Here is a 14,956-nt window from a genome sequence, read left to right on the forward strand (position 1 = left end):
CTTCTATTCCTCCCGAACTACATGTTCTACTATAACCCTTGCGGGATTTCTGAAAACCTCATTGTTTTTGAAGCTCATCCTTTTTAGGGTTGTAACGAGTGTGGAATAAATTTTTTCTGGAGTTGCTGCGCTTTCAAGTATAACACAACCCTGCCCCTGTTTTTCCAGTGAAACAGCGTTGTAATATTGATGATTTTCTGCGGCGCCTTCCCACGGTATTATTATACCAAAGCTCTTGTAATTAAGGATTTCGGCTATCGTTGTTGCGCCACCACGCGCTATAACTGCATCAGCTATATTTATGTATTCGTGAAGTTCTGGTTCATAAGCTTTCTCAATAACAAAGGGGAATTCATTCAGTTTAGCAGAGATATTTTCATTTCCAGTAATGTGAAGGAAATTTATGTTAGGGCCGTGTTCAAGTATCTTTGAGTAAAGCGAAAGTGCCAATTTATTCAGCAAATCCGATCCAAGGCTTCCCCCGGTTATGACCACAAAGGGAGTTTTTGGGTCGAACCCTAGTTGATTGAGAAGTTCTTCGCGATTTTTAACGGGTTTTCTGACAGGGTTTCCGCTTACGATTATTTTATCTTTTGGTACAGGGAAATAATCCGCACTTTCTGAAAAGGAAACGAATACTTTTCGTGCGAAGACAGAAAGTTTTTTGTTGGCAATCCCTGGAATGGAATTTTGTTCGTGAATGTAGATGGGGATTCCAAGCGTGTGTGCAGCTTTAACAACGGGATATGAAATGTACCCTCCCGTCGAAAAAACGAGATCAGGATTGAAATCTTTCAGGATTTTTTTTACTTTTGAAGAGGTGCGAAGATGTGACAAAACCCGGAAAAAATTCTCAGGATGGGCCAGGGGCCTTCGCAATCCCTTCACTTTGAGAGGAATTCTTTTTACTCGTGGTATGTCCTGTTCTACGTTTTTATCATCAAGCCTCCCGGCTATGGTGAAATACAACGCTTCGATGTCGAACCTTTTTGAGAGTTCCTGGTACACGGCGATGGCAGGATAGTAGTGGCCGCCCGTTCCGCCACCGCAGAATGCTACTTTAAGGTTTTTACGCATGATCTTCTTCCTTTTCTAAAATGATGCTGAAAACGAAAGCAAAGCCTATAAGCAGGGATATCAAAGATGAACCCCCGTAACTGACAAAAGGCAATGTTACACCCGTCGGTGGAAATAGGCCGAGATTAACCGCGATGTTTATCGTAGCCTGTATCATCACATAAAAGGCAAAACCAATGATGTACAATTTTCCTTCCTTTTTCTTTGGGACTTTCAAACCTATCAGCACCAGCTTTTGGACAAATCCTATATAAGAAATCATCAGCAGGAAAATCCCTACAAGTCCGAGTTCTTCGCCTATTGTGGCAAAGATAAAGTCAGAGTAACTTACCGGAAGGTAATACTTCACTGTTCCCATTCCGAGCCCTGTTCCAAATAAACCGCCAGCTGAAATAGCTTTGAGACTGTACGAAATCTGCTCATGTTCCTGTCCTCTGAAGGATGAGATAAAGGTTATGAACCTTTCTATCTGGTAAGATTTCAATAATTCTAATCGGTATGCGGCGAAGATCAGAACAATGGTGAGTGCTACTGCAAGGAGAATATGCCTTATTTTTATTCCACCGAGGAACATCATCACCAGGGTTATCAAAATGAGGAGACCGGTAGTGGACAGGTCTGGTTCAATGAACACCAGGAAAATGAATGGAGCGGCAATCAGCAATGGTATTATAAAGGTTCTCAAAAAATTCAGGTTTTTTTCTTCTATCCATCCGAAATATTTTGCTAAAGCCATTATCAAAACGACTTTTGCAAATTCTGAAACCTGAAGTGAGAAACCTCCGAGTTCTATCCACCTGTGAGAACCACCCCTGCTTGGAAAGAGGAGGACTGTGACAAGAAGAAAGATTATCGCTGGATAATATACGTAAAAGACGTTTTTGAAATGGGTGGAACTTTTTATGTGCACGGTTATCACTGCGGCGATCAGACCTATAACGAAAGCAATGAGCTGCTTGGTGAGAAAATCGCGAGCAGAAAGATAGGGAAGTCTTGCTTCCATGCTGATCCCTGCGCTGTATATAAACACAAAGCCAAGAACCAAAAGAACACTGGTAAAAAGGGTTAGGAGAAGATAAGACCGTTTCATCAGATCACTTCTTCCCTTTTTATCAGGTTGTTAAAGGCTTTGACGAAATCTTTTCCGCGTTCTTTGTAATTCTTATACAGATCGAAACTCGATCCACCGGGACTGAACAAGACAATGTCACCTGCTTTTGATAGCTCCACGGCTTTTTTGAGAGCCTCATCTATTGTGTGAACCACATCATAGGTGATTCCTTTCTTTTTCAATCTTTCTATAAGGCTTTTTAAGGAATCACCAAGAAAAATTATATGCTTTACTCTGGATATTTTTTTGATCAACGGGGTGTAATCTTCACGTTTTTCTTTTCCTGATAGGATGATTATAACTTTTTCAAGGTCGAAATTTTCCAAAGCATTGATAACGGCGTGGGCATTAGTCGCTTTTGAGTCGTTGATAAATGTTACGCCGTTTATTTGCCCGCATTTTTGCATTCTGTGGTCGAGAAATGCGTAATCCTGGAGTTTTTCCAGAGCGTCGTGGACATGGATCCCCAGAAATTGTGCGAGTCCGAGGGTTATCGCGGCGTTTTCTTGATTATGAATTCCTGGAAAGTTCAGACTATCCAGAGATATGGATAATTTGTGAAGTCTCATTATACCGTCTTTCAGGCAGAAGAAGCTATCTTTTCTGGTTGAAAAAGGAATAATTTGTTTTTTGGTTTTATCTACCAGTAGGTCTCCAAAATTTTCGAGTATTTCGGAGTTTATTATGGAAGACCCGGAGGTCAGCTCTATTATTTTGAGTTTGGCGAGAGCATACTCCCGCATGTCCCTATGGTAGTCGAGGTGGTCCTGGGCGATGTTCAGTATTGAAGATAGATGGAAGTATTTTTCTTTTTTGCCGAACCACGTGAGTTGGAAGGAACTCACTTCAACTACGTAAACATCAAAACGTTCATTGATAGAGCTTATTAGTGGAGTTCCCAGGTTTCCTCCGATAAAGGTTTTCAACCCACTTTTTTTTGCGATATGTCCAACCATGGTGGTAACTGTTGATTTTCCATTGGTACCGGTTATTCCAACGATTACACCGTGCTCGAGTTTTTTGAGTTTATCGAGGGCGAATTCCAGTTCTGTTGTAAAGGGTTTTCCCGAAGAGAGAATTCTCTCGCCGACTTCTGAGTGTGGAGAAATTCCCGGGCTCAGGATGAACCAATCACAATCGTAGAGTTTCTCAGTATGACCGCTTTCTTCAAACTCTATATTATTTGTCTTTAGAAATTCTTTTTTTTCGAGATCAAGTTTCCCTTTTTCTGAAACAAAGATTTCTGAGTGTGAATTTTGTAGAAGATACTCCACAAGTCGATAATTCGACTCGCCAAGGCCGATTATCCCTGCTTTTCCGGAGTACATTATAATTCCCTCCAGCCGATTATTCCGAGTAAAGAAACTAATAAAGCGAGTGTTGAGAAACGGAACGCAATTTTTTCTTCTTTCCAGCCAAGAAGTTCGAAATGATGATGAATAGGGGACATCCTGAAAACCCGTTTTCCCCTGAACTTGAATGAGGTAACCTGTATAATAACACTCAGGGTCTCCAGTAGAAAGATAAAACCAAAGAATATCAAGAAAAGCTCCAGACCGTTCAGAGCGAAAGAGGTTGCAAGAATCCCTCCGAGTGCCAGTGAACCGGCATCCCCCATGAAGATACTTGCTGGATGCCAGTTATGCCATAAAAATCCCATCAGCAGGCCAATCAGGGAAAGATATACAACGGATTGGTATCCTACAATGAGCAAAGGTACAATTGAACCGATAAAAACGAATCCCGCAAGGCCGTCAACACCGTCTGTAAGATTCACAGCGTTGCTGACCCCAACGATAACCACTGATGAAAGGAGATAATAGAACCATCCCAAATCCAGTTTATAACCGCTGAAAGGAACGATCAGATACGTATGGGGGTTTATTTGCTGAATGAAATAAACGATAATGAAAGCTGCCGTAAATTGCATGAACAATTTTTGAACGGCTGTTATCCCCGAGGCGTTTTTTCGCTTTATTTTCATGAAGTCATCGATGGCTCCGATTAACCCATAGGAAAGAGCAGAGAATGCGATAAGAAAACTTTCCGGGCCTCTGTTGAAATTCAGAAGTACCGCAATGAAAATCGGGATGAAAACGAGACCCGCTGCTGTAGGGGTTCCGGTTTTGTAGTTATGAAGATCGGGGCCTTCTTCGCGAATGTATTGTCCGATTCGAAGTTTTTTCTGGAAACGTTTGAATCCCTCAATAAATACGACACTACTTAAAAAGGAAAGAAAAAAAACAATTACGTTATTCTCCACTCTGCAACCTCCTACGAAAACTCAGGATAGCTTCTTCGAGTGCAACACCTCTTGATGCTTTGAAATAAACCAGATCGCCATAGCGGCAGTTTTTTTTCAGCCATTCGGCGACTTCTTCCGGATTCGAACTTTTGAAATCAATGTTTGCGGTATTTTGTACTGCCTCAACCTGGGTGTCCTTTGTGTAAAGAACTATGTGGTCAAAAAAGTTCAATAGTCTTCCGAGTTCTTCATGGGTTTTTTTTGAATATTTTCCCTGTTCAAGTATAGAGCCTACAACAGCAAAAGTTCTCTCTTTTTTTAGCTTGGCTATACTTTTTATGGCAGACTCTACAGATTCTAAACTGCTGTTGTAACAGTCATTTATCAGGATTATTCCCGCAATGTTCTCCACTGAGAAGCGATTGTTGAAAGGTAAGATAATTCTGTTGATATTGAGGAGCGGTTCTTCAATTTTTAAAGAAAGAGCTGTTAGATAAGCGGCACCAAAGTCCAGTAATTGACCGGAATTCCAGATCCCTTTGAGCTTTGCCATCTTCATTTCTCCGAAAGCTTTGAAAGCGACAAAGGTATTGTTTTTGGAATAGTCAAATTTCATTATCTTCAAATCTCCGTTGCGCTGTCCAAAAAACAACTTTTTGCAACTGAGCTCCGAAATCATTGACCTGATTCTTTTATCATCACCGTTTGTGATTGCTGTTGAATCTTTCTGAAGAGTTTCGAATATCGAGCACTTTTCCTGAAGTAATTCGGTTTCGTCATTGAAGTTCCCCCGGTGAGCCGTGCCCACGTTCAAGAGAACGGCAATATCTGGATTTACAAGGTCTGTCAAAAAAGAGATATCCCCTTTTTTGCTCGTTCCGAATTCAAAGATGGCATAATCGCATTCTGCCAGCTGTGAACGGTTTTCGAGAATAGCTATGGGAATACCTATTTCAGTGTTGAGGTTACCTGGTGTTTTGAACACCTTACCATAGTCAGAAAGTATGGAAGCAAGAATTTCTTTGGTCGTTGTTTTTCCGTTAGATCCGGTTATCGCGATTTTGTGCTTGATTTTTGAGTGCTTCAGAATAAAAGCAGCTGCTTCAATGAGCAGTTTCTTCGGGTCTGGATGAAAGAAAACAGCAGGATTGTCTGAACTTCGGTTTGAGACGCCAAAAATTGCTCCACGTTTGAGAGCGTCGTCTATGAAATCATTTCCGTCAACCCTCGTGCCCTTCAAGGCTATGAATACGTCCCCGATTTTAACCACTCGCGAGTCGATTCTGATTTTTCTTCCGTCAGTAAGTTTCAGAAAACGTTTCACGTCAAGTTGTTTAGATGAGCTCACCTTTTAGCATGCCTCCGAAATTTTGTATCCAGAATCTCTTTAACGACTCTTTTATCATTAAAAGCTACAACATAATCCGCAAAGGCCTGATAATCTTCATGTCCTCTTCCCGCTATTAAAACGGTGTCCTGTCGATTTGCCAGCGTAAGAGCTACAGATATAGCCTCTCTTCTATCCGGAATGACAAGGTACGGCTTTGTTTTGCTTATTCCTGCTTCTATGTCATTCAGGATTTCTTCGGGATCTTCTTTTTTGGGATCATCAGACGTTAAGATAACAACATCAGCGAATCTGGAGGCGATTTCTCCCATTAACGGTCTTTTACCTTTATCGGCGTCTCCACCGGCGCCAAAGACAATAATGATTCTTCCCTCTGAGAGTTTTTTTGCAGTTTTCAGAAGTTTTTCCAGAGCGTCTGGAGTATGAGCAAAATCTACAAGGACATCGAAGCCGTATTTTGTAGCTTCCTCAACGAATTCGAATCTTCCCGGGACACCACTGAAAGTGGAAATTGCTTCCAGGATGTGTTCGGTGTCGTAATTCAAAGATTCCATTGTAGCGATTGTGGCGGTTACGTTATAAGCATTGTGTTCGCCAACGAGGCGCGTGTAAACTTTATGTTTGGAACCAAACGGTGTCTCAACGGTGAAATACATACCTGTTCTGGAGATCTCCAGGTTTTCCATGCGAAAGTCAGATTCGTTTCCAAAGCCATAGGTTATTATTTTATCCCTCGGGAGCTTTATATCTCCAATATTTACGTTATCCGAATTCACCACAGCTTTTCCGACAGGTTTGAGTAAATTAAAGATCCGCAACTTAGTCCTGTAATAATCTTCAAAAGAAGCGTGAAAATCGAGGTGATCACGTGTTACGTTTGTAAGCACAGCAACATCAAAGCGCATTCCATCGACTCTGTGCATTGCAAGACCGTGAGAAGAAACTTCCATAACGAAGTATTCTAGATTTTTCTCTACAGCCATCTTCATGTATTTCGCCAGAGTAGCTGGTCCGGGAGTGGTGTTTTTGGGATTTGTCGAGACATAGTCACCGATCACGTTCTTTACGGTTCCCACGAGAGCAGATTTTCTTTGAAAGGTTTCGAGAATGTGGTTTATCAGAGTGGTTACCGTGGTCTTTCCGTTCGTTCCAGTAACTCCGATTGTCGTGAGTTTTTTGTAGGGATGGTCGTTGATTTCCATGTACAAATGTGCTTCTGCAAGCCTGCTGCTTTTAACGTATATAATAGGAATATCAAGATCAACATCGATTTTTTTCTCAGCAATTAAAGCAGCTGCACCTCTTTCTTGAAGTTCAGGAGCGAGCAAATGGGAGTCAAAAGAAGTACCTTGAAGACAGATAAAGAGGTTTCCGGGCTTGAGAAGGCGGGAGTTACTCACCACATCATTGACCTCGGGGTCTTTCCCGTTGAGGTTGGTAACCTCAACGAGGTTATTACCGAGAAGCTCGATGAGATGGGAAAGTTTCACATGCCTCCCCCCCTTTCGCTGAAACTATTGTATCATCGCAATTTCGACTTGACAACAGGTATACTACATGCTAATATTAAATTAGCAGTCTCCAGGGAGGAGTGCTAATATGCCGGCGAGAAGAAAAACTGATGGTCCAAAACTCAACGATAGACAGGTAAGGGTCTTATATTGTATAACAAGGGAATATATAACTCACGGGAAACCTGTAAGTTCAAAGCAGGTATTGGAACGTTCTGACCTGATGTATAGTTCGGCAACTATTAGAAATGATATGAGAAAGCTGGAGTTCCTCGGTTATATCTATCAACCTCATACATCAGCGGGGCGGATCCCCACTGACAAGGGGCTCCGTTTCTATCTCGAATCTATAAAGGAGTTGAATGATGAGCTCAAAGAAAGCTCCGCGGCGATATCGCTACGGCAGGTTTCGGTAATAGGTGATATAGAACATCTCTTGATGGGGATGGCCAGAATCATAGCAAAGGTTTCTTCGGCTTTTGTTATGGTAGAGCGTCCTGACATAGATAAGCTTGTAGTCAAGCATGTAGCTATATCACCGGTAACGGAAGGCTATTTGAATGTGACAGTCGTTACAGATCTTGGAGTTACAGTCAATTCAACGGTTTTTGCCGGTTATGAATATCACAATTATCTGGACCTTCAAAAACGCGTAAACAGCGTCGTAGCGGGAAAAACTATCGGTGAGATCAGAGAAGGGCTAAGGAATTTTAAGCTTGTTCAGGAACAGTGGTATAGCAAAGAAATCGAAGAGCTGTTCTATTTTCTCGGAGGTGTTTTTGAAAACGATGGTGGTGAAAGGTATTATAAATATGGTCTGGAATATCTCGTTACTAATAAGAATCTCGGCTGGCAGGATATCTCCGGGCTGGTAAAGTACATTGAAAATCCCAGAAAGCTTGAGATACTTATGAGCAAATTTTCGGAAGTATCGACAGAGAAGGTTCTTATTGGTAATGAGATAGAAATTCCAGAATTGAAGAACTTTGCTCTGTTTGTTGCACCTTATAAACGATTCAGTGAGAAACTGGGGATGATAGTGATTATGGCGTCGAAAATAAACCTTTATGAAACAACGTACGCGTATTTGCGATTCGCTTCGAATAGGCTTTCGGAAGCGTTTAGCAAGAGGTAGTGAGTCAGGAGGTGATAATATGTCAGAAGAAGCCAGAAAGAATTTGAAAAAGAGTGTTGAGAATAAAGGAGAGTTTGAAAAAAAGATAAAGAAGGAAGCCTCGGAAAAGGAAGTTGAAAGGCTTAGGAAAACGCTTGAGGAAAAAGAGAAAGAGATAAAAACATTGAAAGATGATATATCCCGTTTGCGTTCAGAGTTTCACAATTTTAAACTCGCTCTGGAGAGGGAAACCAATCGACTCGTTTTGAAGCAAAAGGAAAATATGATTTTCAAGTTGTTGGATCTGAAGGAAGATTTTGAGAGGGCTATGAATCATTTTAGTGAAGAAGCCAGCCCATTGATTAAGGGTGTTAGGATGATTTACAAGAAGTTGGAAAGTATCCTCAAAGAGGAGGGAGTAGAAGAAATCGTTCCAACGGTTGGCGAGCTTTTCGATCCGTTCAGGGATGAGGTTGCCGAAACCGTTGAATCTGATGTTGTTGAAGATATGTCTATTCTGGAAGTAGCTGAGAAAGGCTATAAATTTTCCGGTAAGATTATAAAACCCCCGCGTGTTATTGTTGCTATGAAGCCCAAAAAAGCTGATAGTAAAAAGGAAAACCCTGAAGACGAGGGAGGAAAAGAGTCGAAGAAACGGTAGGTGATGTAAATGGCTGCTGCGAAAAAGGATTATTATGAGGTTCTGGGTGTGTCCCGTGGGGCATCCCAGGAAGAAATAAAAAAGGCATACAGAAAATTGGTAAAACAATGGCATCCTGATACATACAAAGGTTCCGATAAGAAGTATGCTGAAGAAAAGTTCAAAGAAATTCAGGAGGCTTACGAGGTTCTCATTGATCCACAAAAAAGAGGTATGTACGATCGGTTTGGATATGTTGGAGAACCTTCATACACCGGTTCTGGCCAAACTGCTGGACCGGGTGGAGGCTTTTTTGATGATATTTTCAGTGATTTTCAGGATGTTTTTGATGTTTTCTTCGGAGGTAGCCGTACAAGAAGCAGGAAAGAAAGAACCGCAAGGCCCGTGAAAGGTGACGATATATACGCTAATGTTTCAGTTGATTTGAAGGATGCGATTACCGGTAAGTCTGTCTTTCTGGAGTACGATAGAAAGGTAACGTGTAATGCCTGTAATGGTACCGGAGCCGAAGGCGGAACGAGTTTCCGCACGTGTCCGCGCTGCGGTGGTAGCGGTATGATTACGGAAGAACATCGTTCACTCTTTGGAATATTCAGTAATACTCATACCTGTGAGGTATGTAATGGTACTGGAAGGATAGTAGACCAACGTTGTAGCACCTGTGGTGGTTCAGGATACACTCGAGAAAAGCACAGAGTGAAGATAAACATACCACCCGGGGTTGAAGATAGAGCCACAATAAGAATCAGCGGCCATGGTCATGCAGGAAAGAATGGAGGACCGAACGGTGACCTTTACGTGACCGTTCGTGTTAAGATGCCTCCGGAGTTCAAGCGAAGCGGGAATGATCTTTTGTACAGCGTTGAGATAGATTACACTCAGGCGGCACTCGGTACAACAGTTCAAATACCCCTTCCAGAGGGTGGAACAGAGAATCTAAGAATACCTGCCGGTACAAATCCCGGAACGATTTTCCGCCTCAAGGGTTTTGGAGCCCCCTCCGTTACAAGCGGAAAAAGAGGAGATATAATAGTGACCGTTAAGGTTTCTATTCCCAAACCATCTCGAAAAGAGAAAAAGCTGCTTGAAGAAATAGCAAAACTGAAAGGGCTCGGGTGAAAAGATGAACAGTAGAAAGGTAATTCTCGATTATACACTTGTAACGCTCGGTTCTCTTTTAACGGCGATTGCGCTGGTTTCTTTCATGATACCCAACAATATTATAGCGGGCGGGGTTAGCGGCCTCGCCATAATTTTTTACCGCCTTTTTGGTTGGTGGGTTGGGGTACAGATGTTTGTATACAACGCTGTGTTGTTTGTTCTCGCTTTTGCTTTGCTCGGTATAGGTTTTGGAATAAAATCCATATACTCGGCAATAATGCTTTCTTTTCTCGTAGACTTTCTGCAACAGCTCAATTTTCCGGTATTTCAGGCTTCTACCGTTCAGGATGGTGGTCTCCTTGTTGCGATATATGGTGGTGTCATTGCGGGTGTTGGAATGGGATTGGTTCTCTGGCGTGGTGCGTCAACTGGTGGTACGGATATAATCGCTATGATCTTGAACAAGTATTTTCATATAAGTACGGGTTCAGGATTGCTTATTGCCGATACGTTGATAACCATATTTGCCATAATTGTGTTTGGCCCTATTGTGGCTATGTACGGAATTATAACGATTTTCACCACCAGTAAAACCATTGACGGTTTGATAGAAGGTGTTGGGAACACGAGGACGGCTTTCATAATAAGCGAGCGTCATGAAGATATAAAGAAGAAAATCCTGAGGGACATGGAGCGTGGGGTAACGCTTATCCATGCCGAGGGTGGTTTTACAGGTGTTAAGAGACCGGTTATCATGGTATCCATCAGGCGTCGTGAAATCGGGCAGCTCAGAAGGATTATAAGAGAGATCGATCCGAAGTCCTTTACGATAATAGTGAATAACGCGGAGGTTTTTGGAGAAGGATTTAAGAACATCAATTAAAACATTGAGGTGAGGCGATGAAGTATCTTTCCATAGACAGTTCGTCGAGACGATTGTTGTTGCTTGGAGTTAATGAAGATAAAACCATGGGGGTTACGCTTCATAATGTTGGAAGACATGGCACTTATCTCGCTCCGGCCGTAAAGGATCTGCTTGAATATCTTCAGATGTCGGTAAAGGAGCTGGATTTTATCGGTTGCGGTATAGGACCGGGTTCTTTAACAGGCCTGAGAGTGGGGATTTCCACCGTTAAAGGTCTTGCGTATCCCTTCGATATTCCCGTGATTTCCTTCTGTTCTTTGGATCTTCTTGCATACAATAACTATTTGAGCAGTGCTGTGGTTATGAGGCGGGGAAGAGAAGGGTATTATTACTGGCGAAAATATAGGTTTGAAGGTTATAAACCTGTTCCGGTGGAAGAGCCCGGATTCGATAGTGTAGATAAGCTGAAAAGCGGGATTCTTACGAAAAACGAAGTGTTGATATTCGAAAACGAACAGGAGAAAGAACAGTTCGAGGGGTATGACTCATTGATTGCCCTTCCACCTTCTCCCGAGATAATGAAGCAAATCATTGTGAAAGCCTTCGAAGCAGGAGAAACCATTGATGTGAGAGAACTAAAACCATATTACCTTCAAAAATCTGTTGCTGAATTGAACTGGGAGAGAAAGCATGGGAAATCGACTTGAGGAGATTTACTGCCTCCTTTATGATGTTTATGGCCCGCAGGGTTGGTGGCCTGCGGATACTCAGTTTGAAGTGATAGTGGGAGCAGTGCTGACGCAGAATGTAGCGTGGAAGAATGTGGAACGTGCAATTGAAAATTTGAAGAACGCTGATGCTTTAGAGCCTGAGAAATTAATCGGGTTAGAAAAGGAGAAACTTGCCCTTTTGATAAAACCAACCGGTTTTTATAATGCCAAAAGCGAAACGCTTTTGAGAGTAACAAAGGCGTATCTTTCTGAGCGTTGGGAAGATCTATCCACGAAAGAACTGCGAAAGAGGCTTCTCAAGATAAAGGGAATCGGTAAGGAAACTGCCGACTCGATTATTCTTTATGCTTTCGATAGGGCGATATTCGTTGTGGACAAATACACCGTACGTTTCGTCACTCGACTGGGTATAACCACTCATGAGACGTATGATGAAGTTCAAAGAATCTTTCATGAACAGCTTAAACCCGATGTTGAGCTTTATAAGGAATATCACGCTCTTATAGTGGAACATGCAAAAAAATACTGTAAAAAACAGCCGGACTGTGCCGGCTGCTTTATAGGTGACTGTAAATTCAGAAAGGAATCTCAGATATGAATGGGATTTCCCTCAAGACCCTCCGCTGCATCACGAATAATTTCTGACAGGGTTGGATGGGGGTGAATGGATTTCAGTAATTCTTCTACCGTGAGCTGTTCGTTTATTACCACAACACCTTCCATAAGAAGTTCAACGGCATTAGGACCGACAATAGTTATTCCGACGATTTTGTGATCACTCTTGTTTGCTATCAATTTTACGAAACCGTCGCGTTCTGCCAGTATGTTAGCTCTGGGGTTGGCGCTCATGGGAAAGAGGAATTTGTCGTAGTCATCACTCAAACCATCTTCTGTTTCTTTGATACCAGTGGAACCAATTTCCGGTTCACAGAATATTACTGCAGGAACAGTTTCACTATAATAGTCGTAGTCTTTTCCTGAAAGTTTTTCTGCGAGAGCGATGCCTTCAGCACTGGCAACGTGGGCGAGCATGATGGCCCCTCTTACGTCTCCTATCGCGTAAACGTTTGGCCATTTTGTTTCAAAATCTTTATTTGTAGTGATTTTGCCGTTTTCCACCAGTTCAGTGTCTTCCAATCCCTCCGGATAGACTGGTGCCCTGCCTATGGCAACGAGAACCTTTTCGGTTTCGAGCTGTTCGCCGTCAGAAAGGGCTGTCAGGAATCCATTATCGAGCTTTTCTATTTTTTCTACCGCTACACCCGTTTTTACTTTCACACCGCGTTTTTTAAGGGATTTTTCAAGTACTATGGAAGCGTCAATGTCTTCGAAAGGGATTATGCGTGGCTGCAGTTCAACAAGAATGACCTTTGTTCCAAAAGCATTGAATATAGTGGCCATTTCTACTCCGATGTAACCAGCTCCTATTATGAGAATACTTTCCGGAAATTCGGACATGGAAAAGACCTCATTGGAGGTCCAGATGCCTTCAACGGCAAGGGTTTTGGGGATTTTTGGCTTCGATCCTGTTGCGAGGACGATCTTTTCTGTATCGAGTATTTCATTTGCGTTTTCAAGGTAAAAGCTGCCGTTTTTGTAGACCACGTTGTCTTTTATTATTTCCACGCCGTATTTTTTCAGGAGGGTTTCTGTTCCCTTCCTTGACATGAGGATAGAACGGTTCATATGTTTCATAACGGTCTTTAAGTCTATGTCAACCTGTGCTAACACACCGAGTCTTTTTCCTTTTTCCTTGATATCTGAATAGAGCTTTGCGACAGTAAGAAGGGCTTTCGTTGGAATGCAGCCAACATTCGTACACGTACCTCCGAATTCTTTTCTTTCAACTATCGCAACTTTCTTTCCTCTCTGTGACAGCCTTATCGCACAGTCACTGCCGCCAGGGCCTCCACCAACAACAATAACATCATACTTTGGCAACGTTTATCCCTCCCATCAATCACTTTCGCAAAAAAATCAAAGGAACGAACATCTCGTCATCCGTTAATCCACCATGTCTGCCCTTCATGGAATGTTCCTGACCGGTGTATTTAAAACAAAAGGCATAATCATCACGAGGAATTACGATAAGTTCCCCTACTCTTGATTTTAGGTCTTTTTTAAGATGGCCGCCGAATAGATTCAGTTCTTCGGCATCTTCGAGGTTCAACACCATGAGTTGTTCGTTCCAATTATTGAGTATAACCGATTTCAGCTCTTCAGGGTAGTGGGTGTATAGGTACATGGCTCTGTGTTCACCCCCTGGAAGGGCGTAAAGGTAGTCGTAGATCTTTTCTCTTTTCGTCCACCATATCTCTTTTTCCCATGGTGTTTCTATCTGTCCGTGATCTGCAACAATGAAAAAAGCGGTTTTTTTGCTGCGTAGTTTTCCGAAAAAATCATCCAGTGCACGTAAGAGCCAATAGGATTCTTCCATATAAGCTTCAGACTTTGGACCATAACGGTGTCCGTAGGAATCTATCAGTCCCCAATAAACGTATGTGAGGCTTTTCTTTGGCCCTGAGGAGATGATGTGATGTACTTCCTCGATCATATCCCCAAGACCGTAGACACCTTTTATGTGGGCATCAATGCTGTGCATTCTCGATAGTCCCGTGTTTACAAAGCTTTTGGATGTTATATGGTAACCGGTTATGCCTGCTTCATGGAGTTGTTGGAAAATTGTTGGCAACGGCAGGAATTTCATGGGGTCAAACCCCACCTTTGTCAGTCCATCGCGTTCCTGGGCCATTGGTGTGAGTTCTATCATGTTAGAAAGCCCACCGAATTCTTTGAGATATAGAGTGTATCCAAGCATTCCGTGCTGTGCAGGGGGAACGCCTGTGAAAAAGCTTGTGAGTGCCGCTGTTGTAGTGGAAGGGAAAACCGATGTCATTTTCTTCAAGGTATCCGGCTTTATATGTTCAAAGCCGCCTTTTCCAAGCAGTTTTAGGACAGCATTATAGCTGAGAGCGTCGATGATGAAGATGATGATTTTGTCTATGCCCTTGAGATTAATATCTTCAAGTGCGAGTGGAAAAGGCTCAAAAGGAGGTTCGACGCCGAAATGCTGCAGTATGGCTGAAGAAAAGTTTGGAATGGTTTTTTTGTTGCTGTAATCTGGCAGTACCAGTTTTTTCTCTAACAAGCTCATCACCTCAAGAAAAAGGAGCATGGATTTCCCATGCTCCA

The 14,956-nt window shown here is 42.4% G+C and carries 14 protein-coding genes; 6 read left to right on the top strand and 8 right to left on the bottom strand.

The window, feature by feature from the left end; translation table 11 throughout:
* Nucleotides 1-3: 3 nt before the first annotated feature.
* The 6 genes from KOLE_RS06900 to KOLE_RS06925 are packed head-to-tail and all read right to left on the bottom strand — an operon-like array spanning nt 4 to nt 7,271.
* On the bottom strand, nt 4-1,077 hold the full coding sequence (locus KOLE_RS06900) for a UDP-N-acetylglucosamine--N-acetylmuramyl-(pentapeptide) pyrophosphoryl-undecaprenol N-acetylglucosamine transferase (protein ID WP_015868718.1): 1,074 nt from the start codon (nt 1,075-1,077) through the stop codon (nt 4-6).
* On the bottom strand, nt 1,070-2,167 hold the full coding sequence (locus tag KOLE_RS06905) for an FtsW/RodA/SpoVE family cell cycle protein (protein WP_015868719.1): 1,098 nt from the start codon (nt 2,165-2,167) through the stop codon (nt 1,070-1,072). The genes KOLE_RS06900 and KOLE_RS06905 overlap by 8 nt, the downstream gene beginning before the upstream one ends.
* Nucleotides 2,167-3,516, bottom strand: coding sequence for a UDP-N-acetylmuramoyl-L-alanine--D-glutamate ligase (gene murD / locus KOLE_RS06910; protein WP_015868720.1), 1,350 nt, complete (start codon nt 3,514-3,516; stop codon nt 2,167-2,169). The genes KOLE_RS06905 and murD overlap by 1 nt, the downstream gene beginning before the upstream one ends.
* Nucleotides 3,516-4,451: a phospho-N-acetylmuramoyl-pentapeptide-transferase gene (gene mraY, locus KOLE_RS06915; RefSeq protein ID WP_015868721.1), complete on the bottom strand. Its 936-nt coding sequence runs from the start codon at nt 4,449-4,451 to the stop codon at nt 3,516-3,518. Before mraY ends, murD begins: the two co-directional genes overlap by 1 nt.
* Nucleotides 4,441-5,781: a UDP-N-acetylmuramoyl-tripeptide--D-alanyl-D-alanine ligase gene (locus tag KOLE_RS06920; protein ID WP_015868722.1), complete on the bottom strand. Its 1,341-nt coding sequence runs from the start codon at nt 5,779-5,781 to the stop codon at nt 4,441-4,443. Before KOLE_RS06920 ends, mraY begins: the two co-directional genes overlap by 11 nt.
* Nucleotides 5,778-7,271: a UDP-N-acetylmuramoyl-L-alanyl-D-glutamate--2,6-diaminopimelate ligase gene (locus KOLE_RS06925; protein WP_015868723.1), complete on the bottom strand. Its 1,494-nt coding sequence runs from the start codon at nt 7,269-7,271 to the stop codon at nt 5,778-5,780. The genes KOLE_RS06920 and KOLE_RS06925 overlap by 4 nt, the downstream gene beginning before the upstream one ends.
* A gap of 109 nt (nt 7,272-7,380) precedes the next feature.
* Between KOLE_RS06925 and hrcA the strand changes: the two genes are divergently transcribed.
* From hrcA to KOLE_RS06955, 6 genes are read left to right on the top strand one after another with little or no spacing between them, the layout of a single operon-like run.
* Nucleotides 7,381-8,427, top strand: coding sequence for a heat-inducible transcriptional repressor HrcA (gene hrcA / locus KOLE_RS06930; protein WP_015868724.1), 1,047 nt, complete (start codon nt 7,381-7,383; stop codon nt 8,425-8,427).
* 19 nt (nt 8,428-8,446) lie between these two features.
* The gene (locus KOLE_RS06935; RefSeq protein WP_015868725.1) at nt 8,447-9,067 is read left to right on the top strand and encodes a nucleotide exchange factor GrpE; all 621 of its coding nucleotides are present in this window, start codon (nt 8,447-8,449) and stop codon (nt 9,065-9,067) included.
* Between the two features lie 9 nt (nt 9,068-9,076).
* Nucleotides 9,077-10,186: a molecular chaperone DnaJ gene (gene dnaJ, locus KOLE_RS06940; RefSeq protein WP_015868726.1), complete on the top strand. Its 1,110-nt coding sequence runs from the start codon at nt 9,077-9,079 to the stop codon at nt 10,184-10,186.
* A 4-nt stretch (nt 10,187-10,190) separates the two neighbouring features.
* Nucleotides 10,191-11,051, top strand: coding sequence for a YitT family protein (locus tag KOLE_RS06945; RefSeq protein ID WP_015868727.1), 861 nt, complete (start codon nt 10,191-10,193; stop codon nt 11,049-11,051).
* 17 nt (nt 11,052-11,068) lie between these two features.
* Nucleotides 11,069-11,740, top strand: a complete 672-nt coding sequence (tsaB, locus tag KOLE_RS06950; protein WP_015868728.1) for a tRNA (adenosine(37)-N6)-threonylcarbamoyltransferase complex dimerization subunit type 1 TsaB — start codon at nt 11,069-11,071, stop codon at nt 11,738-11,740.
* On the top strand, nt 11,724-12,362 hold the full coding sequence (locus KOLE_RS06955) for an endonuclease III domain-containing protein (RefSeq protein WP_015868729.1): 639 nt from the start codon (nt 11,724-11,726) through the stop codon (nt 12,360-12,362). Before tsaB ends, KOLE_RS06955 begins: the two co-directional genes overlap by 17 nt.
* On the opposite strand, the gene lpdA is transcribed toward KOLE_RS06955, so the two are convergent.
* Together lpdA and KOLE_RS06965 are read right to left on the bottom strand one after the other, a co-directional pair.
* Nucleotides 12,353-13,705, bottom strand: coding sequence for a dihydrolipoyl dehydrogenase (lpdA, locus tag KOLE_RS06960; RefSeq protein WP_015868730.1), 1,353 nt, complete (start codon nt 13,703-13,705; stop codon nt 12,353-12,355). The genes KOLE_RS06955 and lpdA overlap by 10 nt on opposite strands.
* 19 nt (nt 13,706-13,724) lie before the next feature.
* Nucleotides 13,725-14,918: an alkaline phosphatase family protein gene (locus KOLE_RS06965; protein ID WP_049753302.1), complete on the bottom strand. Its 1,194-nt coding sequence runs from the start codon at nt 14,916-14,918 to the stop codon at nt 13,725-13,727.
* Between the last annotated feature and the right edge of the window lie 38 nt (nt 14,919-14,956).

The sequence above is a fragment of the Kosmotoga olearia TBF 19.5.1 genome (assembly GCF_000023325.1).
GTDB classification, from domain to species: Bacteria; Thermotogota; Thermotogae; order Petrotogales; family Kosmotogaceae; genus Kosmotoga; species Kosmotoga olearia.